13 protein-coding genes and 1 pseudogene are annotated in these 26,349 nt (G+C 42.9%); 10 read left to right on the forward strand and 4 right to left on the reverse strand.

Going from position 1 to position 26,349, the window contains the following annotated elements:
- Positions 1-30: 30 nt before the first annotated feature.
- From B1L02_RS19360 to B1L02_RS19375, 4 genes are read right to left on the reverse strand one after another with little or no spacing between them, the layout of a single operon-like run.
- A complete protein-coding gene (locus B1L02_RS19360; protein WP_088532442.1) occupies positions 31-1,035 on the reverse strand; it encodes a hypothetical protein in 1,005 nt (334 codons plus the stop codon).
- 4 nt (positions 1,036-1,039) lie between these two features.
- Complete coding sequence (locus tag B1L02_RS19365) at positions 1,040-1,612, reverse strand: hypothetical protein (RefSeq protein WP_088532443.1); 573 nt, start codon at positions 1,610-1,612, stop codon at positions 1,040-1,042.
- 1 nt (position 1,613) lies between these two features.
- Positions 1,614-2,942, reverse strand: a complete 1,329-nt coding sequence (locus tag B1L02_RS19370; RefSeq protein ID WP_088532444.1) for a hypothetical protein — start codon at positions 2,940-2,942, stop codon at positions 1,614-1,616.
- Positions 2,943-2,952: 10 nt separating this feature from the next.
- Positions 2,953-6,894: a TOMM system kinase/cyclase fusion protein gene (locus B1L02_RS19375; RefSeq protein ID WP_088532445.1), complete on the reverse strand. Its 3,942-nt coding sequence runs from the start codon at positions 6,892-6,894 to the stop codon at positions 2,953-2,955.
- A gap of 256 nt (positions 6,895-7,150) precedes the next feature.
- Here B1L02_RS19375 and B1L02_RS19380 point away from each other — a divergent pair, with 256 nt between their 5' ends.
- From B1L02_RS19380 to B1L02_RS25230, 10 genes and pseudogenes are all read left to right on the forward strand, one after another.
- Positions 7,151-7,882, forward strand: coding sequence for a hypothetical protein (locus tag B1L02_RS19380; RefSeq protein WP_088532446.1), 732 nt, complete (start codon positions 7,151-7,153; stop codon positions 7,880-7,882).
- Positions 7,883-7,975: 93 nt separating this feature from the next.
- On the forward strand, positions 7,976-8,593 hold the full coding sequence (locus tag B1L02_RS19385) for an aspartyl/asparaginyl beta-hydroxylase domain-containing protein (protein ID WP_010377783.1): 618 nt from the start codon (positions 7,976-7,978) through the stop codon (positions 8,591-8,593).
- Positions 8,594-8,652: 59 nt separating this feature from the next.
- A complete protein-coding gene (locus tag B1L02_RS19390) occupies positions 8,653-9,960 on the forward strand; it encodes a class I SAM-dependent methyltransferase (RefSeq protein ID WP_088532447.1) in 1,308 nt (435 codons plus the stop codon).
- 18 nt (positions 9,961-9,978) lie between these two features.
- Complete coding sequence (locus B1L02_RS19395) at positions 9,979-10,488, forward strand: GNAT family N-acetyltransferase (protein ID WP_039494928.1); 510 nt, start codon at positions 9,979-9,981, stop codon at positions 10,486-10,488.
- Positions 10,489-10,608: 120 nt separating this feature from the next.
- On the forward strand, positions 10,609-10,902 hold the full coding sequence (locus B1L02_RS19400) for a DUF6916 family protein (protein ID WP_223192109.1): 294 nt from the start codon (positions 10,609-10,611) through the stop codon (positions 10,900-10,902).
- Positions 10,903-10,914: 12 nt separating this feature from the next.
- Positions 10,915-11,436, forward strand: coding sequence for a phage tail protein (locus tag B1L02_RS19405; protein ID WP_088532448.1), 522 nt, complete (start codon positions 10,915-10,917; stop codon positions 11,434-11,436).
- Between the two features lie 11 nt (positions 11,437-11,447).
- Complete coding sequence (locus B1L02_RS19410; protein WP_088532449.1) at positions 11,448-11,972, forward strand: phage tail protein; 525 nt, start codon at positions 11,448-11,450, stop codon at positions 11,970-11,972.
- Between the two features lie 11 nt (positions 11,973-11,983).
- On the forward strand, positions 11,984-12,517 hold the full coding sequence (locus B1L02_RS19415; RefSeq protein WP_088532450.1) for a phage tail protein: 534 nt from the start codon (positions 11,984-11,986) through the stop codon (positions 12,515-12,517).
- Between the two features lie 142 nt (positions 12,518-12,659).
- On the forward strand, positions 12,660-13,991 hold the full coding sequence (locus B1L02_RS19420) for a S8 family peptidase (protein WP_088532451.1): 1,332 nt from the start codon (positions 12,660-12,662) through the stop codon (positions 13,989-13,991).
- A 93-nt stretch (positions 13,992-14,084) separates the two neighbouring features.
- A pseudogene (locus B1L02_RS25230) lies at positions 14,085-26,056 on the forward strand (Ig-like domain-containing protein).
- Positions 26,057-26,349 lie beyond the last annotated feature (293 nt).

Genomic DNA, 26,349 nt, shown 5'->3' on the forward strand with positions numbered 1-26,349 from the left:
AATATTGTAAATTAGGGCGCAAAGCGCGCTCTAATTTACACATGATTGCAGGCCTAAGTAAGCTTTTGAATAAACCGCTTTATTCGGTTCTTTAACCAGCTTAAAATCTACCCAAGTCCAAGCTAATTCAAATTTTGACGATGACCATTGCTGTATCAGTGACGACTTCTGTTCAGTAATTAGTCCCGATGATGCAAGTTTCTTACATAGTTTATTCGATAATTCGGCCTTATTCCGTAGGAATGAAAACTTGTTGTTGAGCTCATCAAAATATACGGGGGAGCTGACCAATGCGAAATGGTCAAACAGCTGATCTCCGATAGCTAAGTCAAAAAATAAGTAGGGGCTATCATTTATATCACGCCAAAACAGTAGCATCTTCTCTACTTCCTTTACATCTCCAGGAAAATGCACTTTTTCCAAGTATTTTATAACTTCATCCTGATGCATAGAAATATATAGTTTTGTTGTGGCGGGTTTACGCTGCTGCATAAATGAGATGTGTATGATATGACCCGAAACCGGTAAGTGTTTGAATAATCGGCATAGCGTCAAACTCGCTTCTGAGTGATATTGTTGGCACAGACCCATAGAAAAAACATATGGTTTATAGTGGCTAAGCTGTGCATTTTTCTTTGCGAGTTGTTCCGGATACCCAGACTCTAGACAGTAATGCACACCGGGAGTTGCGACGGTTTCTGGCTTGTTTACCAGAACATTATCAAATTCAAGCCATAAAAATGGAGTAAATTCGTCAAGGGATTTCAATTTAGCGTAGGTGCTTCGTAAATTTTCTATTAAAGGAAGCCAACGATTATCGATAGTGTTTGTACGTTTTTTAGGGGATTGGTGATCGATAGCACAGAGTAAATCTAATCGACTTAATTCATGGGTAGCTAGATCTCTTATTTCTAAATAGTAGGATGAAAACAGCTGAGGAAAAAGGCTTGCAATTTCTTGCAAGCCTTCAGTTGTTTTCTTACCTAACAATTCGTGGAGAGACTCATCTAACACTCTGTTAAGTATAGTATTCACCGTATTACCAAATAATATTTGCGTTATCAGCTAAATTTTGCGAGATAATTTTAAGAGAGAATAATTCACGTACAAATTTCTCCTCATTACCTTTTATATCTCCAAACTGAGAGACCAACGAAAGTAGTTCATCTTTTACGTCTGCAGAGAGCTCCGCTTTGGTATTGCCATACTCTACGCTGAAGTTTGATATATAGTCACTTGGAGATTGAATAAATTCACTGTGAGACGTTTCTTCATATGCTATCGAACGTAAGAAATTAAGTAATGCTACGACTTCAACTCCCTCGCTGATAGAAGCTTTACTGCTTACTTTCTCGCCCTCGAAGTGAGAAAGGTAGTCACTGATAAAATCTTCATTGTTTAGTGCAGCAGAAAAGTTGCTTTTGATAAGTTGATTTTCTTCAGGTTGTTTGCAAAGTTTACTATTACCACCAATCGTTAAGCATTCTTCGGTGATATCTTTGTTTTCTACATAACCATTCAATGATTTTATTGGGTTGTCTTGACTATTTAATCTGAAGTCTAAATCAATATTTAATCTGTTTAGATAATCTATGAATGCATTGTTAGCCATTTTACTTTTCCTTAGGGTTTAATGTTATTTCTTTCATTGGGATACCAGGTATTCCACTGTTTATTAAAGTGAAATCTTTGAATCTTTCTGTCCATTTTATTTTATTTTCATTGTAATAATAATTTAGATTGTTATGGCAGCTTGCGCAATCAGACCCTTTATTTCTGATACTCTGAGAGACGGTCCACTGTGATTTGGGAATATCACATTTGCTATTAACCTGAGCTAAGAAAGGCTCAAACACCACACTTCTCACATTTTTGTCAAAGCGCTGGTATGACCCCGCGTTATCAATGTGTGGATATTGTGAGCCAATCAGTTGGTAATGTTGTAATACTGAGTTTTGTTTCTTTAGCTCAGAGCGATATTGATCATTATATGTTGCTGCTAGAGTGGGAATTGGTTCATCTCGAACAAGAGGTGTCGGTCTATTGGCTGTATATATATTGGAACAGCTATATTCGTCCTGAGCAATAAAGCTATATTGAATCGTTTTTGGGGTTTCACTTTCAAGCGTATCAACCTGCTCAAATGTCAACCAAGTCCAAGTCGGTTTATCACCTACTAATAGGTTTGAACTGGTGCCAACCCCGATATGCATGGCAATAAGTCCGAGTGTTTGTTTTTCCGCAAAACCATGCAACTTAATGTTTTCCATGGTGATGTATCTCAGTTTATCATCTTTGTTTGTGAGTATGCGCCAACCCAATTTTAACGCAATCTGAGGCAATTTAGCGGACGTGTTCCCTTGCCCACAACTGCCCCACCTAAATGCGAAACCCGCAAGGTCTTTAAGAGCAGGATTGTTATCAATTTCGTTCAGGTTTTCTTTGGTATCCCATAGTGCTTCCATCCATTGATCATTTACACGCCTTTCAAAAAATACAGGGTTGTTATTTTTATCTCTCAGACCCAGCATTTTGATTTCATCGCCATCTAGCTTTAACGACATATCTAAGTCTAAACAACCAGAGTCACATTGCCAGCTATCTGCCGTGGTAATATTTTTTCGAGTATCTTTGCTTTCAACAGAAACGGGCGTATTGAACTCCTTTAAATAGCCATTTGTGTAATTGACCTCAGCAAGTGTTGCGGTATTAATCCAGTCAGCCCAAGCGGGTAGTGAAAGCTTGCCGAATTGTTTTTGTTGGTTTATCGCGATAAAAGTTTGCCATGAGTATTCGTATAAATGTTCTGATGTAAACGTAAAATTGGCAATGGCATTGTTCGTGGCCAAATCACATGAAACGTCCGCAGGAAGCAAAGTTGTTGATGCACTCGCAACCCCTGAACAGCCCAATGCTATCAGTAAGCATGTTCTAGTTATCATTCCTAATTTCCTATTGTAAATACTTGTTGATATATCCAAGTGCCCCTTGCAATTCGGCGACTTCTTTAGCACTTTTTAATTGTTCTTTACGAGCGGATTCTGTAGTACACAGCATACTTTTAAGTCGATAAGCTTCTGGTAAGTAAAACGTATCAAGTTTTTCATGCGCAATATTGATAGCAATATTTAACTGTTCTGAAGCCTCTTGAGTATCTTCTGCAAGCAGTAAGCATTCACCATACATTGTTCGTAGCCAAGCAACATGGCCGATAGAGTCCGTTAACAGGTAAGCCTCTAAACCAGAACGAACGAGGGGAAGACCCTCAGATACATTGTGATCAAGGCACAATAGCCAGCCTTTTATTACATGGCCAATTGATAACCAAAGGGCGAATCCATGCTTCTCAGAAAGTGAAATGACCTTTTCAGCGTAATACTCGGCCAGATCGAGTCTTCTGGATATTACTCCAATGTAGGCATGACGGGCGTAAACGTGTACTTGATATGCGGGAATATCATCTAACTCAGTCAGTCTATCAGCTTCGATTCGCTGTTGATCAGAACGTTCGTAATCACCCATGAGCCAAGAAACACCGGCATGAATTGGCAGTGAGGATATTGCACAGTCAAATGGAAATGGGTAGTTTTTGAAGTATTCGTGGTGCTCATCATAGCTATAAAGTGCCAATGCCTGAGTAAAGGTTTTGTCTGCTAATAGCAGATCACCTTTAGCCCATTCGATCCCGCCTTTCAAATGTAGAGCTGCTATTTCCAATGCTGAAGAATTCTGCTGCTTAGCCATTTCAAGTAGTTGCTGTATCGTGTTCAACCCTTCGATATGCTCGGCTTTAACGACTTGAATTAATGCAATACTCCAAAAAGCTGAATACAGCTCTGGGGGGTTGTTGAGCTCGCTACAAAGTGCTCGGGAACGGTCAATATGAGGTGTGATACTGCTGCTTGCATATCCTAATGTGGTAGCCAAGTGCAGTGCTAGCGCATTTCTTATTAGAATTTCTGTGAGCTTGTTATCGTAACTGCCTGTACATTGCGTGAGAGTATTAAGTGCGCAGGTGTAATGTTGTATTGCAGAATTTATATCTGCTAACTGTGTACTTTTTTCTGCAGCGAGTTTCCAAAGCACGGTTGCGTCAGTATATTCAAGCGCTTTTTCATGATGAGTTGCTCTTAATGTGTAATCTTCACTTTTGTATGAGTTTAGTGTTTGAGCAACCACTGAATGTAACAAACGTATGCTGGTTTGATTAACACTTTCGTAAGCCGCATCCCTCACCAGCGCATGCTTAAAGATATAGCTATCGTTATCAACGCGGCGTTGGTGTACGATAAGGTCGTTTGCTATCAGCTCATTTAAGTCGTTTTGAATCTGGTTTTCGCTTAAGGATGACGCCGCAACGAGTAAATCATATTCAAACTCTCGGCCAATTGTGGCTGCTAGTTGGGCAGTTTCTTTGGCGTGACTAAGACTATCTAGTTTTTGTTGTAATGACTCTCTTAAACTCGTAGGTACTTGGTCAAGTTTATCTGGTGCGAGAAAGTCAATCTCTCCGCCTTTATCTCCAACTAATGCCTTTTGCTTAAGCATGTTGACGAGTTCTTCAATAAATAGCGGGATCCCGTCGGTGCGACTGGTAAGTAATTTGAGAACTTGCTCTGACACTCGGCGGCCATCAAACAAGTTAATGATAAAATCTTCGGTGGCTTTTTCGGTTAGTTTTTTCAGGCAGACATCGACTAAGGTGAGGTCTTTTAATTGAGTTGGCACCGCTTGTCTTGAAGTGCTTAGTAAAACATCACCTGAAGCTAGCGTGCCGACAAAGTGATGTAAAAACTCTAAGGTGGTGCTATCTGCCCAGTGAATGTCTTCGATAATGTAGAGCTTAAACTTGCTGAGTCCATGGCGGTTTGACAATAACAATGTACAAAGTCCTTTAAACAACACTTGCTTTTGCTCATCGGGAGAAAGTGTAGAAGGCGTAATTTCATCATCAAGTGAAATATTGAGCCAAACTAGCAACACAGGGATAGCCTGCGCTAAATCGAGCTTACTGTCCATGTTCGATAATACATAACTAAAAACGGTATTGGCTGAATGAGCGTCAAGCTGCTCGGTGTTAAATAGGTACTTGACCAGCGTTAAAATTGGATACAAAGCATTATTTTGATGCTCAGGTAAACACTGGGCGACTAAATGCTGATATTGCGGTGCATTAGCACGAATCTCTTGCAGCAGCCGAGATTTACCTATGCCAGCTTCGCCATGAATGTGGGCGATGCGGGTTGCGCCTTCGACTTCGTTATTAATGATTGATAGTGTCTGTTCAAGCTCTAGGTGACGACCAACAAGTTCGTGCTGGTTCTTTGTACCACGCATAAAGCCAAATGCTTCGATGCGACGCTCTCCCTGCAAGTTATAAACCGGCGTTAGTTCAAATAACGGGCCTATTTGTAATTGACCGTAAAGGTTAAACTCTGAAAAAGCATCAAGGAGTGAGCGTGACTCTGCGCTACATAAGATTTGGCGCTCGCCAGCTTCACGGGATAGTGCTGCTGCAATATTCGCGTGATGTCCTTCAGGTACGGCATTAGCATAGGTAATAAATATCCCAGTGTGAATGCCTATATGGGCATTAAGCGCGACTCTATGAGCTTCTTGCATTAGCGCGTTACGTTTGGCAAGCTCGCTTATCATTTCAAGCGCGGTACGGGCAGATAATCGCGCATCATTATCGCTGCTAACGGGGTAGCCAAAATAAAACAAGCTGGTATCGGCGAGATTACCCACATGATAAGCGCCGTAACGAGTCGCGATATCAATAAAGTGATTGCGTTGAGATTTATAAACGGTGTCGATGACATCGAAGTCTTTTTCGTTGTTGTCGAGTGCTTTGACACTTAACCTTACAGCAAGAACGGTGAGCTGTTTGCGTTCTGTAAGCGCGGTGTATTCTTGAATGGCGCGATGATTAGGATCGTCATCACGGATCATTACTGTGGTTTCGTCGTAACCATGTTGGGCTTTAACATCATTTAGCACACCAACAAGGTTCGATACGTTCATCCGAGCTAGTTCAGAGAATGCCTCGGTTGCGGTGATCACGCGTTCCAACGCACTTTTATTAAGTACACGCCTAAGCAGTCCCGCAAGGGGGTGGCCAAGTAGGGCGCTTGGAATGGGAATATGTACATCGCTTAATTGTTTGTGATAAATCGATGCGACACTTGTGCCAGTTACCGCAGGAACGCCGGTTAAACATTCTAAAAATACCAAACCCCAGACATACAGATCAGATTTAGCTGAGGCTGGCTCACCACGTAATTGTTCTGGTGCGCTGTAAGAAGGCGTGCCCAATGTCTCTTGTGTAAGCGTGATTGTTTCAAAGTCATGTTGGCGGCTTTCTTGCGCAAGTGTACCAATACCAAAATCAAGTATTTTGGCATAAGTCTTTGCACCAGACTGGCTAAGCATAATATTGGTTGGTTTTATGTCTCTGTGAATGATGCCTTGTTGATGGGCATGAATAAGTGCGTCTAGCACCTGCAACATGATGTCGGTTGCATACACAGAATCAATCGCGCCATTTTGACTTAGATAGTCCCTTAATGTTTGTCCTTCCACATACTCGAATACCCCGAGCATTAAATTTTCATTTAATTGTCCTTTATCTAATAATCGTACGATATTTGGGTGATTTAATTGACTACAAAGTAAGGTTTCACGATTGAAACGTTCCGCATATCTATGTTTTTTCGTCGCTTCCAGTTGTGGTTCTAACGCCAAAAATTTTAGTGCAACGATTTGCCCTGTGTTTATTTGGCGCGCCTTAAAAACTTTACCGAATCCACCTTCTCCAATTTTTTCAAGTAGTTGGTATTTGTCAGACTGGAAAACGTCGACAATATGGCTATCCGAAAACTGTGTCAGAGACATATGATTACTAATTCTTATTTTTTGTTAATGGTATAGGGTAATTGGAATGTAAATACTTGTCTAGCATGAGAATTTTAATTATTTTTTAAAATTGGATAATTAACAGGTAGGGTTGACAGTGTGTTTTTGTAAGTGTTTGAAAATATTTTGTTTTTATTTGAGTGTGTTTTTTGGAATATTGCTTGTAATGGAGTGTAATTCCTTCTGCTCGAAAAAGTTGGCATACTTTAGTTATAAGAATAAAAAGGAAAAATGAATGAAACGCCGAACGTTTATGTTTGCTGGTGCAGCACTCACGGTTGCATCAGTCTTACCTCCTGTTAGCTTTGCTAGACAAAGCTTCACTGCTTCTGGAGTATCTATAGATACAACGGAAAGGCTTCCTGAAAATCTATTGAATGAACTCGGTATTCAAGTACCTATCAGGGATGTTCTAAGCCCTTCAGGGGAACGAGTTTCTTTTAAAAAAAGAGCCAATATAATTAGGCGTTACGGAGATTCTCTCTACGTTTACTTCGAGCATGAGAGGGTGATCAGGGTTTTTGATACCCAGGGTAACCCTGCTTCCAATGAATTGCCTTTACCTAAATACATTAGCGATCTTAAAGATTTTGCTGTAGATCCGACACAACAACAGCTTTATTTATTGCAACCTGGAAAGCACCACATAGTGTTAGCCGACTTTAGCGGTGAAATAGTGGGCACTTTTGGTGAGTTCGGAATTGAGCAAGACTATCAACTTAATGGTCCAAAGAGCATCACCATTGGTAAGTCTAATCAGTTATTTGTTTTGAATTCTGGCAGTTCTAGTATCAAAGTTTTTGAAAGCAATGGAGTATTTTTAAAAAACTATACATTGAGTCAAAAGCAAAAACGCACAGTTACAAGTATCGATGGCGCTAATCAGATTATTATCAATGGTGGGAAGTTTTCAGATCGCCAATGGAAATTAGATCAAAATATTCGCAATTTTATCGAGGTGGACTAAGCTGAGTAAGGGCTTGATCGGATTTTACTTTTTTGCCACTTAAGCAGTTTGGAGCTTGAGTTACGTTAGTTATCTGTGAACTTAAGGATGGTTATGCCATATAGTAAGGAACGGTTAGCTTATTTTAAGCTTCCAATTTTTCTTGAACATCAACAAGTACTCGACGAGCTAGGGACGCTGAATGAGCTGGCCTGGACTGACCATGTAAATAAAGCAAATTACGACGGCGGCTGGGACGTAGTTGCGTTGCGTTGTTTGTCAGAGCATTTATCTGCTCACCCGATCTTACAAAACTTTGCGATTGAGTCAGGCACTCACTGGCAAAACCTACCTATATTAGAAGAAAAGCCGCTACTTAAATCATTTGTTGATAATTTCCCTTGTGAAGTTCTCTCCGTAAGAATAATGCGATTGAAAGCCGGTGCTTTTATAAAACCTCACAGAGATGGCGGCCTTTGTATCGAAAATGGTGAAGCAAGACTTCATATACCTTTGGTCATCGACACTGCTCTTGAGTTTGTTGTTGATGGTATGCAAGTACCAATGAAAGAAGGAGAGGTGTGGTACATAAATGCGGACAAAATACACAGTGTCGCTAACCGAGGAAACCTTGATAGAGTCAATATCGTTATTGATTGCAAAGTAAATGATTGGTTATTAGATTGCCAGTCAGGGTCAATGGGCGTTCCTTGTGAAGAGTATACAAGCTAAAAAAATGCAGTGTGTTTCGTTAGCAAGCGATTTAAAAATAATAGGTTGAAGGATCTGTAATGACGTCTGGCAGCGTGTACCAAGTAAAAAAATTGCTAGAGCACTCTCAAGCTTTGCTCCTAAATGATATTGATGCTGGGTTAAATAGACCTCACGCATTATCTATGTCTGAGGCTCTAGCTGAGCTAACTGGCGTATCCACTGACTTCGATATGAATGATTGGTCTGATATAAACACCGACAAAGGGGTCGCGATTTCACCTGTTCAGGCAGCTAAATGTTTACTAGAAACGCTACGTAGTCAGATATTTATGCAGGGCGTTGCGAGCGCGATACGAGATAAAATCAATCAGCAAGATAATATAAATATCCTCTACGCAGGGACCGGGCCATATGGTGTATTACTATTACCTTTTCTCGCGCTCCACAAAACGAGTCCAGTCTCAGTAACACTTTTAGATATTCATCCAGAAAATACGCAAGCAATACATGAGCTGGTAACTAAACTTGATATCGCTCATATGGTGAAACGTATAGTGCACGCAGATGCAACAACTTGGCTACCTGAAGAACCAATAGAGTTTGATCTCATTATTTCCGAGACCATGAATACCTTATTACGCAGAGAGCCTCAAGTATGGATTTTTAGTCACCTTCAACAGTTTTTAAAACCAGATGGAGAGCTCATACCTCAAGAAATTGAGCTTACTGCTTGGCTATGCAATCCAAGCTCTCTGACGAAAAGTGAGCAAAGAGTCAACCCAGCTGAGCTTGGTTCGTTTTTCCGTCTCGATAAAAACACGGCAAGTGCACTCAATGAGAATAACCTAGATGTGTTATCTGGTTCGTTTGAGGTACCGGATTGCGGGAAAGTTTATCATACACTGGAATTGAAAACGGAAATCAAAGTCTATAGGGAGCATAGACTCACCGAAAACCAATGCAGCTTGAATTTACCAATTAAATATCAAGATAAAAATCTAAAGGCCGGTGATCGGATTACTTTTGAGTATATTAACGATCCAATACCTGAGTTCATCTTTAGCTTCCCTGATGAAAGTTTACCAAATCTTCCCGCCTATCATGAGGTGGGTGAGTCTGGAATTTTCCAAATTAAACGTATCTTCGTTAAATGCCAATTAAATAAAGTAAATAAGCTTGATATTAACAACCATGAATGTGAGTGGTCTTTGGATACACAAATATGGGGTGAACTTGAGTTAAGTTTAGAATTGGTTTTAGAAGCCTTGTATCGGTTTAGGTTGTTTGAGGAATTTGAGTTTTGGCTGCTTGATAAAATTGGTAATCGACTTGATGATAAATTAGTTGGTGCTATTAATCGAAAAGTAGTCGGTTTTTATCGTTAAAATATAAAGGTAAGAGTGATGAAGTTTACGCCTCCAGATGGTTTATATGTTAGACCGTCAAAACCAGAAGATAAAGGCTTTCTGGAAAGCTTACACCATAGCACTCGGCAAGATTTGCAGTTGATTGATGGAGATAAGGATTTTATTGAGTCAATTATTGAAATGCAGTTTAAAGCGCAAAGTAATGGCTATGGAGATCAATTTCCAAACGCTATGTATTTCATTATTGAAAAACACCATGAGCGAATAGGCAAGGCGACAATTGACTTTGGTAATAATGAAGTGAGATTAATAGAAATTGCTTTAATACCTCAAGCTCGTGGATTAGGGCTCGGTGCAGCAGTTGTTCAATCTTTCCAGCAAGCTGCTGCTCAATCCGGCGTGCCGATGACTTTGTCGGTATTGCAAAATAATTACGATGCAAAGCGTTTATATCAAAAGCTAGGCTTTAAAATTGAATCAATTAAGGCTCCTTATGAGTTACTAATTTGGTATCCGCCAGCGTTGAGGAATATAGTTTTAGGTTAATTTAAAAAAGAGAGGTAATGAACGAAAGGTAATAAAGCGCCTCGCTTGATCATTGGTATTAATAACTGTTTTTTAGTTAACAAGAGCGAGTCTAACTTAATGAGCAAAGGAGCAAGTGTTGTGAAACTAACTAGTAGTTTATTTGAAGACTTAATCGGTCAGGATGTTGAAGTTTTTACGGCCGATGGCAAGCATAAGCTAAACGAGTTGCAAGTTGATGCTATTGATGAGTGCAAGCTAAACAGTAATGAATTTGAAGGATTTTCTGTAACGTTAACCGCCAAATCAAATTTTCCGCTTACTGATGATACGTATACATTAAAGCATCAAAAGTTGGGTGAAATGCCACTGTTTTTATCTGCATACGAAAAAGACAAGTATCAAATAATTATCAGCATAAAAAAAGAAGCATAAAGGAGTTTAATAATGTCAGAACCCTATATTGGACAGGTTACCCTCTATGGCTACAATTGGGCACCTAAAAATTGGTCTTTATGTAACGGTCAACTAATTCAAATTAGCCAAAATCCAGCGCTATATTCTCTCACCGGCACCGCGTATGGTGGTGATGGTAGAACAACCTTTGGTCTACCAGACTTTCGTGGCAGAGTGCCGGTGGGGCTTGGTAACTTAGGAAGCGCTAGTTACGATAGAGGCAATGCTGGTGGCGCTGAAAACGTAACGTTAACCTTAGCAAATATTGCACACACCCACAGCATGCAAGCAAGTACGAAAACGGCTGACTTTCCATATGCAAATTTTCCCACATCAAACCAAATGGCGACGCAGACGGCAGTGCCTATATATGCCGCAGCTACAAGTTTGGTAAATACCTCTGACTCCTCGGTATCAAGCATTGGCGGCGGTCAGAGCCACAATAATATGCAGCCCAGCTTATCTCTTAACTTTGCCATCGCACTAACTGGCATTTATCCAAGCCGAAACTAAGGAGGTCGTAAATGGAAGGGTTTATTGGACAGATAACGATGTTTGCCGGCAATTACTCGCCATTTAAATGGGCGTTTTGTTATGGGCAGATCACCGCAATTACGGGGAATGAAGCGTTATTCTCTTTGCTTGGAAATACTTATGGTGGTGATGGAAGAAGTAGTTTTGGGTTTCCCGATATGCGAGGTCGATTACCTATGGGGTTCGGCAGTGGTCCCGGATTAACGCCAACACAGATAGGAACAATGAAAGGGGTAGAAACGGTTACCTTAGATATCAATCAAATACCATCGCATAGCCATAATTTTCAGGTAAGTAACAATACCGCGACGGGTACAAACCCAGGTGGACAAGTGTTGGGTAAAGCTGATATGTACTGTGAACCAGCAACGACCCAGTATAATGATGGTCCTTCAGCTATGTATGACGACATTATTGCCTCTGCGGGAAGCAATCATGCTCATGAAAACAAAATGCCTAGCCTTGGGGTTAATTTTATCATATGCCTAAATGGCATGTATCCACCTAGAAATTAAGGAGAAGAATAATGGCTGATTGTTTTTTAGGTGAAGTTCGAATGTTTGTTTGCAATTTTACACCTGAGTGGTGGGCCAGTTGTAGAGGACAACTATTACCTATATCGCAAAATTCAGCACTTTTTGCGGTAATAGGCTGTAACTTTGGTGGTGATTGTCGCACCACCATGGGGGTGCCAAATTTAGAATGTAGAGTTCCGATGGGGACGGGCACTGGTCCAGGCCTGACACCAAATATGTTAACCGAACAGCAAGGCGACAATGAAGTTGTGTTATATGAGTCGAACTTACCTGCTCATACCCATACTTTTTATGGTACGACTTCACTAGGCGGAACGGTTGATACGGGGCAGGGGAATCTACTCGCGCAATCTTCAGGCGGTAACGTTTATGATAAAGCTCCTGATGAACAAAATCAGATAGCGATGGATTATGCTGCGCTTGGTACTAATGGCATGGCAAATGCTGGGCATGAAAACCGCCAACCATTTTTGGCGATTCAGTTTGCATTGGCACTAGATGGCACATTTCCACCAAGGAACTAGCTTAGTAAGACGCAAAGTATTGGTAAGAGATTGGCTTGTTGTCGCTGGTCCTTACTAATACTTATATTTTACGGCGGTAATTGAGTGTTATTATCGCTTTTAAATTAGTAACTTACTGTGGTGTTTGTAAGAGTGGTAACCAATGTGTAAAAAAGAGGTATGTCAGCTTTTTTATCTAACAAGATTAAAGCTGGTGCTGTGCTTTATATTTGTTGTTTTATCTATTGGTACGACGAATGCGCAGGGAATTGAGTTTGTTAATTTTGGCAACAAGATAAAGCTTGAACGGAGCAGCGCTGAACCTAAGAGAGTGTATAAGTTTGCTAACTCAGAACACTTGGTGGAGCTGAGCAACAGAATAATCATAAAAATAAAGGCTGGGATGGGCAGTGGCGTTACAAACGCCTTAAAACAAAAAATAGAGGTAGGCCAGGTAGCCGCCTTTGGGCCCTTTGCAGAGCACGAGTTTGTGGTGGTATCGCTAAAAGACGCACCCGCCAAGCGCTTAACTGCTGCACTAGCGATTGCCAGTGGTTTGGAGGGGGTAATATATGCTCAACCAGATATTTTACAAATAAAAAGTAAGCTCGAAGTTGAAAACAATAACGCTGCGCAATGGTTAACAAAAACCTTGTCGCAATCAGGTTCAATGAGAAGCTTACCTTTTCGTTTATTTCAGTTAGAGAAATGGCAAATACAACTACAACAATTGACTCAAGGCGAGGGAGTAAAAATCGTTGTTATCGATGATGGCTTTGATTTAAAACATGAGGCCTTAAGTAAAACTAAGGTATTACTCACCTACGATATAGAAAGAAGAGTCAAGGACGTACAGCCGCAAAGCGGTTTTGATATCCATGGTACGAAGGTACTTGGAGTGATTTTTGCCAGAGCAAATGACGCTTTGCCAGCTGAAATGGCGGGTCTTGCAATCGACGCAGGGCTTATTGCAATTAGACAAACAAAAAGCTGGACAAGCCATACATTGGAGTCGTTACATATCGCGCAACTAGCGCAAGCCGACATTGTTAACATGAGTTGGCAAACGCAGTTGCTACTGGAACCAATAAAAGATGCCATTGATGGCTTAGCACAAACCGGCCGGGGCGGGAAAGGGGTATTAGTAGTAATAGCCGCCGGAAACAGCGGGAAGATGATTAAAGCAAACAGTACAGAGGCGAGTATTGCATCTGCGGTGGTGGTGGGCGCAATGAATAGCAGCGGTATGCCAGCAAGCTTTAGCGGCTTTGGTAAATCGGTAAGTGCTTGGATGCCAGGTTACAGTGCTAGGGGTATCGCAAGAAATAATGCATACAGTGGTTTTGGTGGTACTTCTTACGCAGCGGCATATGGCACAGGCATGATTGCACTACTGTTGGCCGCTGAACCTGAATTATCGGTAAATAAAGTCAAGCAAAAGCTGGCTCAAGTGTCTGGTTTAGTGTTGGACAACCAGAGTAAGCAAAGTGATTAAACGGCTGTGTTAGCTACTTATAACACAACAAGTTGGATAAAGGTCGTTTCTACCTCGGAAATGAGCTTCTGGGTATAAAATGTGGATAAAACTATGGATACAGAACATAACAGCGCAGTGATATTTAGGCACAGTAAACTACAAACCCATATTAAGGCCGCATTGTTATGCAGTGCAGCCATTCAATTACCTGTGGCAGTGGCTTCATCAACGCTAGCAAATGCAGAGGCATTACAAGGTGGGGCGGCTCATACCAGTGTTCATCAGCAAGCACTAGAGTACGTGCAGTCAAGATTAACTAGCAAAGCCATTACGGTCACGCGCGATCCAAACTGGGGTCGGCTTGAGTTTTTGCAGTGTACAGGGGCTCCTGAATGTAGTGCTTTAGATAACCAGAGCGATTGCGAAATGCTAACTCCGCTTTGTAGTTGGGATCCTGGAACGCCTAGTAATAATCCTCCATCCTTTAACAGCAGCGCATCGACTAACTTTGCAGAAAATGGCACAGGCACAGTGCTTGATGTTAATGCTGTCGACGGTGATGGCGGTAGCAATGACTCAGGGATCACTTACTCTTTATCTGGTACAGACGCTTCGCAGTTCAGTATTAACTCAAGCTCTGGTGTCATCACGTTTAAGACTGCACCGGATTATGAATCGCCGGGAGACAACGGCGGCGACAATATTTACAATATTACGGTTACTGCCAATGACGGTGGAAGTAGCAACAACACGGCTACACAAAACATTACCATTACGGTTACAGATATCGATGAGGTTGCACCTACGTTCGATGGTGGAAACTCAACACCGAATGACAATGCGACAGGGGTCTCAGGAAGTAGTAGTATTACTATTGACTTCAACGAAAATATAGTCCTTGGAACTGGTAACATTACTATTCGTGACGTCAGTGGTAGTAGTGATTTTGAAGTGTTTGATGTCGCGACAGAAAGCGACGGTACGACGACTAGCCCAAGTGCAGGTCGTATTGGCATTACAAATGATAAAATTTATATAAACCCTACTAATGACCTAACAGGTAATCGCGACTACGCCATTCGTATTGATGCAACTGCTGTTGATGACTCTGCGGGAAACAGTTTTGCGGGGATCAGTGACGATACTACCTTTAATTTCTCGACGGCCAACACCGCTCCTGCAGTTGATTTAGATTCAACGAGTGGTAGCGATAATAGTAGTGCTTCATTTTCTGAAGGTGGTAGTGCGGTAAATATCGCCGCGAATGCTGCTGTGACGGAAGCTGATGGCGACACAATTACCACCATAACAGTAAGTCTTACTAACGATCAAGACGGTGCATCTGAAGGCCTGAATGTCAGTGCATCGGCTCAAGATGCATTGACGGGAATTTCGGGTTCATCTGATATTTCGCTACAAGATACAATTTCTATAACTGGTGCAACTGCTTCAGCGTCAGAAGTGCAAACCTTCCTACAGGCGATCACTTACAACAATACCTCCAGTAGTCCCAATGAAACCGCAAGAATCGTAACTGTTGTGATCAACGACGGTACGGTGAATAGTACTTCTCGCACTGCTACTATTTCCGTGAATAATGTCACTGCAGCAAGCAGTACCGCAGCCAGTTTTAATACAACAAACGGCACAAACTTATCTCCATCAATTACCTTTACCAGTGACGATGAAACACTGACTATTGCTGATACTAGCCACATTGCTGGTTCAACTGCGGATGGGGCGGAGGTACCGATACACTATTTGTAGTAACGGGCTCTAATCTAGCTAACTTTACGTCGCTAGCTAATTTTGAAACATTAACCCCAGACAATGACGGTTCTTTAACGCTGACCGAAGCGCAGCATGATGCGTTTACTACCATCAATGGTTCAGGCACGAACCAATTTACAATATCTAGCGCCGATGGAGATCAAACCCTAACCGGTGATAGCGATATTGAAACCTATGTGTTAGGTGCTGCAATGAACTTTACCATGGGAGCAGCAGCACAAAATGTGACGGGTAGCAGCGGGGATGACACGGTTAATGTAACCGGGTTTACGCCGTCAGGTATGCTCGCAGCTGGCGCAGGCACAGATACTCTACAAGCAGATAATGGTGCAAACATCAGTGGCGCTACGCTCAGCAGTTTCGAATCACTGACCTTAAGTGATAATGCGTCAGTCACTATGACGGAAGCTCAGCATGACAGCTTCTCAACAATCACAGCAGCGGCAACCGAGACGATTACAATCAGTGATGTGAGTGATGGTTTAACGGGTAACAGTGCAATTGAAAATTATATACTTTCAGCGGCTAATACCTTTACGCTTGGCGCTGCTGGGCAAAGTGTAACAGGCAGCAGTGGTGACGACACTGTAAATGTTGGTACATTCACAGCTACCGGTACTCTAGCAGGAGGCAGTGGTACAGATACGCTTTCAATTAGTGATGGGGGAAGTATATCTGGGGCGACAGTGAGTGGCTTTGAAAACCTTTCTGTAGCAACTGGTGGCTCTGCAACAGTTTCAGTATCTCAGTTGTCGTCATTTACTGGTACGGTTTCCGGCGGCGGCACTAATTCTCTAACTGTCTCTGGCAATGGCGATATTACAACGGTCTCAGCGCTTGAAAATTATACTTTATCCGATGATTCAACCAATTCAAGAACGGTGACCGTGAGCAGTGCGGGTCATTCTGTTACTGGTACTTCAACTTCAGATGCAATTACCTTCGATTTAGGTTCGCTTACCTATACTGGAACAATTACTGGCGAAAATACCACTGCCGATACTTTGTCGTTAAGTTCTGGTGCTGATATTACGGCAGCAAGTATAAACGCGGTCAGTAATTTAACGATAGCCTCCGGCGCGTCTGTTTCCATGACAGTAGCTCAACATGAAAGTTTTACTGGTAATATTTCAGCAGCTGGAACGCAAACTATTAATATTTCTGGTGATGGGATATCACAACTTTCTCTTCGGTTGAAGTTTATAGTGTTGGTGACGATTCTAGCAATACTAGGACTATTACCATCAGTAACGGTACCACTGATGTTTCAGCAACTGCTAATGATGATGCAGTTACCTTCAATATTGGTGGTAGCACCTATTATGGCGATTTAACTGGTGACACTAATGTAGCGGATTTGGTTTTAGCGTCAGATGGTGCGGATGTAACCGGAGGTGTGTTCCTTAATATAGGAAACCTCAGTCTATCCAGTGGTGCAACTGTCGCGATTGATACAGCCAATCTGAGTGATTTTGCGACGGCAATTTCAGGGGCTTCAGGCAGTGAGACATTAAAACTCATGGATGGCGGAACATTTGATTTCTCAACCACTTCAGTTTCTGCTATTGATGGCATTTCAATTGGCACAAATCACGCAGCGACAATTAAGCTCACTGATAACTTTAACGCTGATGGTCAAACTCTATCGGTTAGCAACGATAATGGCAGTGCAATCACTGCAGATTTGGTAATAGACGCTTCTGCATTCTCGGGAGATGTGTTAGAAATAACGGCAACCGACTTGGATGGCTCTGATACGTTTACAGGTGGCAGTGGCGCAGACGTCATACGTCCTGGTGGTGGTACAGATACCATGACAGGTAACGATGGTAACGATAATTTTGTCGGTGAGCAAAGTGCCTTAAACGGCGACACAATAGCCGATCTTGGTATCGGAGATAAGATAACCATTACAGGCGTCACAGGATTATCGACTAGCAATATTCGTTTCAACGGCACTAGCACGTTGGAGGTAGATACCAATGCAACCGATTTCTCAGGTGTAGAAGTATCGCTTTCACTTACGAATGCTCCTGGAAACGATCTTGCATTCACGGTAGCTGACTCTGGAAGTGATACGGTGATCACCTTTGAAGCCGCGAATGACGAGCCCATCTTTAGTAATTTAAATGGTGGTAATACCTTCACTGAAGGTGGGGCAGTTACTGTTATCGATTCAGATATGACCGTTTCGGATACTGAACTTGACGCACTTAATGGCGGAAATGGTAACTATGATGGTGCGTCGCTAACAATCTCACGCTCAGGTGGCGCTAACAGTCAAGATATCTTTAGTAACACAGGGTTGCTTGGTACGCTGACTCAGGGAGGCACGTTAAGTTACGATAGCACTGAGGTCGGTACAGTAACAACTAACTCTGCAGGCACACTGGTACTTACTTTCAACAGCAGTGCTACTTCCGTGCTAGTGAATAATGTGCTGCAATCAATTGGCTACGGTAACAGCTCCGAGGATCCAAGCTCGTCTGTAACACTCAACTATACCTTTAATGATGGTACGGCAGACAGTGTTGGCACAAATCAGGCGGCAGTTACTATTACTCCCGTAAATGATGCCCCTACCGATATTGCATTGACAGCAACAAGCATAGACCAATCGAATACCGGAACTGCTGCGGACGTGGCGACAGCCAGCACCACAGATGTGGAAAGTGGTGACAGTCATACCTATAGCTTGGTTACGGCTGGTAGTAGCGATGGTGGCACGTGTAGCGCAAATACGGGTAACGGCAGTTTCCAATTTTCAGGTGATACGTTACAAACGCAAGCATCAACATCTCCGGGTAACTATGTTATTTGTATTCAAACGAGTGATGGAACCGCAAGTTATCAAGAGTCATTCACGATAACAGTCAACGATGACGTGGCCCCAAATGCGCCATCGACACCAGACTTGGATGCGGCTTCAGACTCTGGGCTTCAAGCTCAGACAACATTACCAATGACACCACACCAACTTTCAGTGGTACTGCTGAGAGCGGGGCGACGGTTAAATTATATAGTAATCAAGTAGGTGGAGGCACCACGGTCATTGGTACTGGCACAGCAACAGGTGGTAATTGGCAAATTACAACGGATCCGTTGACTGCAGGGTTATCACATTCGATTTTTGCGACTGCCACGGATACGAGCACGAACGTAAGTATTAGCTCTAGTTCTTTAAGCGTAACGATCGATAATACAGCCCCTACTGCGCCAAGCACGCCAGATCTGACCGCTGGGAGTGATACCGGCTCCTCAAATGCAGATAACATTACTAATGATACAACGCCCACATTCACAGGAAGTGCAACTACTGGCGATACAGTGACACTAATTTCTGATCTTGATGGCGTTGTTGGCTCAGCCACAGCTGCGGGAAGTGCATGGACTATTACTCCAAGTTCAGCGATGACCAGTGGTACGCACGCAATCACAGCACGTTCGACGGACACCGCTGGTAATATTACCAATAGTAATAGCTTATCAATGGTCATTGATACGAATGTTTCAGCGCCCAGTATTACGACTCCAATTGAGGGAGATGGTAAAATTAATGCCGCTGAAGACAATGATGTCTTGATTGTTGGCTCTGGTGCGGATGCTAACGTGACTGTTAGTGTGAGTATAACTGACGGCTCAGCGACGCTAAGTAAAAATGTAACTTCCGATGGTAGCGGGAACTGGACTATTAGCGGCAGTGAGTTCAATGTTAGTGGGTTTAGCAATGGCGAATTGACTGTATCGGCGACGCAGACAGATACAGCAGGAAATATCTCTAGTGCAGCAAATACCACTGTTACATTAGATAATACAGCGCCTTCAGCACCGATAATTACGACACCAATTGAAGGTGATGGCCGAGTAAATGCAGCGGAAGATAATGATGTATTGATAGTGGGAACGGGTGCTGAATCGGGTAATAGTGTAACCGTTACTATTCATGACGGTGTAAATAGCCTGAGTCGAACGGTCACTGCGGACAGTGTGGGGACTTGGACAATAAGTGGCTCGGAATTTGATGTCAGTACGTTTAACAATGGCACATTGACGGTCTCAGCTACTCAAAGTGACGCCGCAGGTAATACCTCAAGTGCAGCTAGTACCACGATCACATTGGATAACTCTGCACCGTCTGCACCTGCGATCACAACGCCTATCGAAGGTGATGATTTTATAAATGCATCAGAAGATAGTGATGTGCTGATATTGGGGACGGGGCTGAAGCAAGCAATAGTGTAACCGTTACTATCCATGACGGTATAAATAGTTTGAATCGTACAGTGACTGCGGATAGCTCTGGCGGGTGGACAATAAGTGGCTCAGAATTTGATGTTAGCACGTTTAACAATGGCACATTGACGGTAACAGCATCGCAAAGTGATGCTGCTGGCAATACCTCAAGCGCAGCGAGCACGACAGTCACGCTAGATAACTCAGCACCAAGTGGGATTTCAGCTGCGATTGACCAAGATTTAATCAATGCAGGTAATGAAACTGCATTTAGCTTCACATTAACGGGCTTGGAATCTGCGGGCAGCTTTACCTATGAAATATCAGACGGTAGCAGTTCAGTATCTAGCTCAAGTGCGATATCTATAACGGGCACTACCCACCAAGAGACCGGAATTAATGTCACCTCATTAAACGAGGGAACATTGACGTTGTCTGTAACTGTAGCTGACAACGCTGGGAATAAATCGAGCGCAGTAACTGACACCGTCACTAAAAAGTATAATGTTGCCCCTGTGCTTACAGGCACACCGGCAACGAGCGTCAATGAAGACAGTGAATACGACTTTACGCCGACCTTGACTGATTCTGACACAAGCGATACACATACCTTTAGTATTACGAATAGGCCAAGTTGGGCAACGTTTGATCCTCAAACAGGTAAGCTGTCAGGTACTCCTGATGATTCTCACGTTGGCACCACTTCTAATATTGAAATCTCAGTAAGCGATGGTACGGATAGCGATACGCTCACAGCATTTAATATTGAAGTAGTGAATACCAATGATGCTCCAACGGGGCAAAATACTAGCTTCACTATAGATGAAGGCGCAACACTAACGCGGGACTTTAATAATGGCCTGCTGTCACTTGCGAGTGATGATGACCTTGATTCAAACGATAGCCTAACGATAGTGAAAGACACAGATCCGCAATACGGCACGTTAACGCTCAATACAGATGGTAGCTTTAGCTATGTTCATGGGGGCAGCGAGAATCATACCGATAGCTTTACCTATCATGTTGAAGACAGTGCGAATGCTAGTTCGCCTGTGTATACCGTGACAATCAACATGAATGCGGTTGAAGATGCACCAACAGCAGCAAATGACACGCTCACTACGCTGGAGGATGCTTCTAACTCGGTGAATGTGCTTGTCAATGATAGTGACCCTGAAAACAACATGGTAGCATCATCGGTCACGATTAAAACGCAGCCAACAAAAGGCCAAGTCAGTGTGACCAATGGCATTGTCACCTTTACGCCAACTGCCAATGCAAATGGTGCTGACTCATTTACTTATACGGTTAAAGATTCAACTCAGGCTGAATCAAATGAGGCAACGGTTAGTATTACTATAACGCCGGTAAATGACTTACCAGTCGCGGCTAACTTTACACCGAATATAGACGAAGACACGCCAACTTCAGCATTGGCGATTAGAGCAAGTGCAACGGATGTCGAAGATACCAACCCAACTGGTACTATTGCGCTTGAGTCGCAGCCAAGTAAAGGCCAAGCGGCAATAGACTTGAATAATGGCACCATTACTTATACGCCAAATGCCAATGAGACGGGGAGTGATAGCTTTACTTACTCGATTCTTGACAGTGAAGGTGGTAAGTCAAATATTGCCACGATTTCCGTTAATATTGGTGCTGTAAACGACCGACCTGTGGCAGGAAATGACACGGTAACAACAAACGAAGATACTGCAACAACATTGGCAATTCTTGCAAATGACTCTGATGTTGAAGATCAAGGTTTTGATGGTTCGGATATTGTGCTTGAAGATAAAGGGGATGGTGCGGGCAACTACGACCTTGCCACCGTTACGGTTGGTTCAGATGGTGTGCTAGCGATTACACCTAAACAAGATCAAAATGGTACATTGACTTTCACTTATACTATCGAAGATAGTGAAGGATTACGCTCTGACCCTGCAACGGTTACAGTCAATATCACCGCGGTTAATGATGCGCCAGTTGCTGTTAACAATACAGCTCAATTACTCGAAGATGGTAATATTGAAATCAACGTATTGGGTAATGATACAGACGTAGACAGTCAGCTCAATGCCGCAAGTGTTGCAATTGTCAGTCAGCCTCAGGGCGGCTCACTGCAAATACTAACGACAGGTAATATTGTTTATACGCCGAATGCTAACTTCTTCGGGAATGATAGCTTTACTTATACGGTACAAGATGCCGAAGGGTTAGCGTCGAATACGGCGACTGTGAATATTACAGTGACATCGGTAAACGATGCACCGGTTATTTCTGGCTCCCCTGCGACTTCGGTTAATGAAGATGTTGCATACAGCTTCACGCCTTTTGCATCGGATACTGATGGTGATAGCTTAACATTCAGTGTTGCAAATCTTCCTGTCTGGGCAAGTTTTGACGATACCACAGGTGCTATTACTGGTACACCAACCGAGGGGCAAGACGGTACATACAGCGGGATTGTTATAACGGTGTCAGACGGCCAAGTTGATGCATCGCTGCCAGCGTTTAGCATTTTAGTCAATGCGGTTAACGACGCACCAATTATCTCAGGCACGCCAACAACAAGTGTCAAACAAGACGAAGCATATAGCTTTACACCGACAGCATCTGACATAGATTCTCAAACGTTGACGTTCTCAGTAACCAACCTACCAGCATGGGCTAGCTTTGATACCTCTTCTGGTGGTTTAGCGGGTACGCCGACTAGGGAGGATGTGGGTACCTATAGCAATGTTATCATCAGTGTTAGTGATGGTGCATTACAAGCCAGCTTACCAGCATTCGAAATTAACGTTGAGCCAGTTAACGCCGCGCCGATTGCAAACAATATGCAAAGAAGCGTGCTTGAAGACGGGACCACGAGCTTCTCTGCAGATGTTAGTGATGCCGACGGTGATGCATTGACAATGGAGTTAGTGTCGCAGCCACAAAATGGGGTAGTTCAAATTCAAGGCACTGTATTTAGCTATACACCATTGCCGAACTTTAATGGCTCTGATGTATTTACTTACACTGTGTCGGATGGTGAATTTAAGTCAAATACGGCTTCTGTTGCGATGACGGTAACTTCCGTAAATGATGCACCTATTGCCGTTGATGACAGCTTCACCTTCGATGCAGTAGCTTCCAATCAGTATGTGCTTCCTGTGTTGAGCAATGACAGTGATCCTGATGGCGGAACGCTCAGAATTATTGGCGCTAAAGCCTCAATTGGTTCTGCGTTCATAGCCAATAACACCTTGACTTACCAAGCTGTGCAAAACTCACAAGTACCAATAGTCGTTACTTATTTGATTGAAGATGATAGTAAAGCGAGGGCAAAGGCAAATGCTAGTATCACGATTAATGGTACGAGTACGGGCAATGCGCCATCAATTACTGCACCGAGTGACTTAACCGTGAACGCTACAGGCTTATTCACCAAAGTGAATCTTGGTACCGCGGTTGCATCAGATAGCTCAGGGAATCCACTACCGGTATCTTTAGTTAGAGGAATTCCTATCTTTGCGCCTGGTAAACACATTGTTTATTGGCAGACAACGGATAATCAAGGACAACAAGCCACTGCGAGCCAGAATCTTAACGTCAACCCTCTGGTGTCACTGCAAAAAGATAGTAGAGTTGCAGAAGATCGCAGTCACTCGATTAAGGTGTATCTAAATGGCCCTGCACCAAGTTACCCCGTAACCGTACCTTATACCGTTTCGGGTTCAGCGGATAGCAGTGATCATGACTTACAGTCGGGTGAAGTAGTAATAAACTCAGGCACGAGTGCTAGCATTAGCTTTAATATATTTGCTGATGGTATAAGCGAAGATAACGAAACCATTGTGATTTCACTTAGTGACTCAGTTAATAGAGGCGCTAAATCGACTTCAACAGTAACAATTGTTGAGCAGAATGTGGCACCAAGTTTATCGGCAGTTGTGCAGCAAAATGGTGAAGAGCGTAGCCTAATTACCGCCTCTAATGAAGTGGTTACCATAGAAGCTATAGTCGCTGATCCTAACCCGAATGATCTTGTGAGTGTCAGCTGGCAGCCGGATGCGGCGTTAGTCAATACATCGAATGATCCATTTATCTTTGAGTTTAACCCTGCCAATGTCGCTGCGGGTATTTATAAAGTAAGGGTTACGGCTGAAGATAATGCGACGCCAAGTCTGTCAACATCTCGCAATGTCTTTATAGAAATTGTTGACTCTTTAGCACCGTTGACCGGAGAGGATAGTGACGGTGATTTAATTCCTGACGATCAAGAAGGCTACGCCGATGAGGACGAAGACGGTATTCCTGATTTCATGGATGCGATCACTGATTGTAATGTGGTGCAAGAGCAAGCGTTAGAATCTAGCCAGTTCTTAGTTGAAGGCGACCCAGGTGTATGTTTACGTAAAGGCGCTACCGTGCCACAAAATAATACGGGTGGTCTACAGCTGTTGGAATCAGAGCTGCCTTCAGATCCCAATGCCAATAATGCAGGTGGTTTGTTTGACTTTATTGCGACGGGGTTACCACAACCCGGTGATGTATATAGTATTGTTTTACCACAACGCAAGCCTATTCCACTTAATGCGGTTTATCGCAAATTGATTGGCGGTGAGTGGCAAGACTTTGTGATTGGAGAAGGTAACGAGTTACTCTCAACTCAAGGTGAGCCGGGTTTCTGTCCACCTCCTGGAAGTAACGAATGGAACGCGGGTCTTAGCGACGGTGATTGGTGTGTGCAACTACGTATTGTTGATGGTGGTCCAAATGATGACGATGGTATTGCTAACGGCAGTATTGTCGACCCTGGCGGCATTGCGGTACCGATTACGAATAATGCGCAGCCTGTAGCTAACGCCGACAGTGTGACAATTGTGTCGGGGCAAACTATTGTCATTGACGTGCTCGAAAATGATACGGACAGTGATAATGATGCACTTACCATAACGGGTGCGAGTGTCGATTTCGGTGCAGTTAGTATTGACAATAATCAATTAAACTACACGCCACCTGCTGCATTTATCGGTAATGCGACTATTCAATATAGTGTCACTGATGGGCAGGGGGGGTCGAGTAACAGTACTGCGACGGTTTCTATTATCGCCAACCAGCCACCACAAGTTGCGAACGACGCTGCAACCTCAAATGGAGCGCAAATTATTATTGATGTACTTGCAAATGATAGCGACCCTGAAGGTGGCGTGTTAAGTGTTGTTTCTGCAACTGCAGGCCAAGGTACTGTGGCCATCAACATCGATGGCACCTTGAGCTACACACCAAAAGCAGGGTTTGAAGGTGTTGATACCATTATCTATACAGTTAAAGATGAATTTGGCGCTATGGCTGAGGGTCAAGTTAGCGTCACGGTATCCGTTAAACAAGTTACATCAATTACCAACAAGTCCTCAGGGACTATGGGAGGCATGTTGTTATTATTAATCAGCGCAGTGGTACTGCGCCGTAAAAAATCACTATTACCCGCTTTTGCGTTGGTAAGTACGAGTTGTTTATTAAGCACGCAGGCACAGGCGAGCAATTGGCAATTGGAAGCAACCCTAGGACAATCAACTGCTGACAGTGAAATCAGCTCTAGGGATTTAAGTGTTGTCAATTTAGATGAAGACAGCAGTAGTTGGTCAATAGGGGCGTTTTATGAATTAGTCCCTAATTGGCAAGTCGGTCTTCGCTATATTGACCTTGGTCAAGGAAGCGTCGATTTTACCGGCATGAGTGCGGATCCTGAGCAAAGCCAAATGGCGTTGGCGCGAGTCGCTCCGGTTTTGCCTGAAGGTCTGGCATTGCAATTCAATTACTCAAAATCATTTGCAGATAAATTTGTTGGTAAAATGTTCTTGGGTGCGTTTAATTGGGATTACAAGATTAACAGTGTTCGGGATGGTCGATTTTCCACTCGTTACGAAGACAGCGGTACTAGTGGTTACATAGGCGGTGGTGTTCACTATCAACTCAGTGAAGGGTTAACATTAGGAGTAGATTTTAGCCACTATTTCATTTCTGCCAATGATGTAAACGATTTAGCACTGAATTTGAGCTATCGCTTTTAAGTTTAACTGCAGTTATAGCATTGAAAAGGCCTCAACTACATGTTGAGGCTTTTTTATATCGGATGTCCTGTCGATGCAGGTGTGCTTCATTATGAGGCTAACTTTTAAAGGGAAACCTTATCAATAACTTATTGGAAACTTTCACTTGTTTTGAGTCGTAAAGCTTTAATGTAGTAAGCAGGAGATACTCCCTAAAGTTGGAAAGTACTTAGAAGGAGTGGGATACCTATAAAGAAAAAGCTCTCTTTCGAGAGCTTTGGGCTATGTTTACTCTTAATTAGTTTTTTAAAATA

The organism is Pseudoalteromonas piscicida (assembly GCF_002208135.1).
Taxonomy (GTDB): Bacteria; Pseudomonadota; Gammaproteobacteria; order Enterobacterales; family Alteromonadaceae; genus Pseudoalteromonas; species Pseudoalteromonas piscicida_A.

Coding starts and splice junctions, on each gene's coding strand:
- B1L02_RS19365 (WP_088532443.1), bottom strand. CDS start 1,612: ATGGCTAACAATGCATTCATAGATTATCTAAACAGATTAAATATTGAT.
- B1L02_RS19370 (WP_088532444.1), bottom strand. CDS start 2,942: ATGATAACTAGAACATGCTTACTGATAGCATTGGGCTGTTCAGGGGTT.
- B1L02_RS19375 (WP_088532445.1), bottom strand. CDS start 6,894: ATGTCTCTGACACAGTTTTCGGATAGCCATATTGTCGACGTTTTCCAG.
- B1L02_RS19380 (WP_088532446.1), top strand. CDS start 7,151: ATGAAACGCCGAACGTTTATGTTTGCTGGTGCAGCACTCACGGTTGCA.
- B1L02_RS19385 (WP_010377783.1), top strand. CDS start 7,976: ATGCCATATAGTAAGGAACGGTTAGCTTATTTTAAGCTTCCAATTTTT.
- B1L02_RS19390 (WP_088532447.1), top strand. CDS start 8,653: ATGACGTCTGGCAGCGTGTACCAAGTAAAAAAATTGCTAGAGCACTCT.
- B1L02_RS19395 (WP_039494928.1), top strand. CDS start 9,979: ATGAAGTTTACGCCTCCAGATGGTTTATATGTTAGACCGTCAAAACCA.
- B1L02_RS19405 (WP_088532448.1), top strand. CDS start 10,915: ATGTCAGAACCCTATATTGGACAGGTTACCCTCTATGGCTACAATTGG.
- B1L02_RS19410 (WP_088532449.1), top strand. CDS start 11,448: ATGGAAGGGTTTATTGGACAGATAACGATGTTTGCCGGCAATTACTCG.
- B1L02_RS19415 (WP_088532450.1), top strand. CDS start 11,984: ATGGCTGATTGTTTTTTAGGTGAAGTTCGAATGTTTGTTTGCAATTTT.
- B1L02_RS19420 (WP_088532451.1), top strand. CDS start 12,660: ATGTGTAAAAAAGAGGTATGTCAGCTTTTTTATCTAACAAGATTAAAG.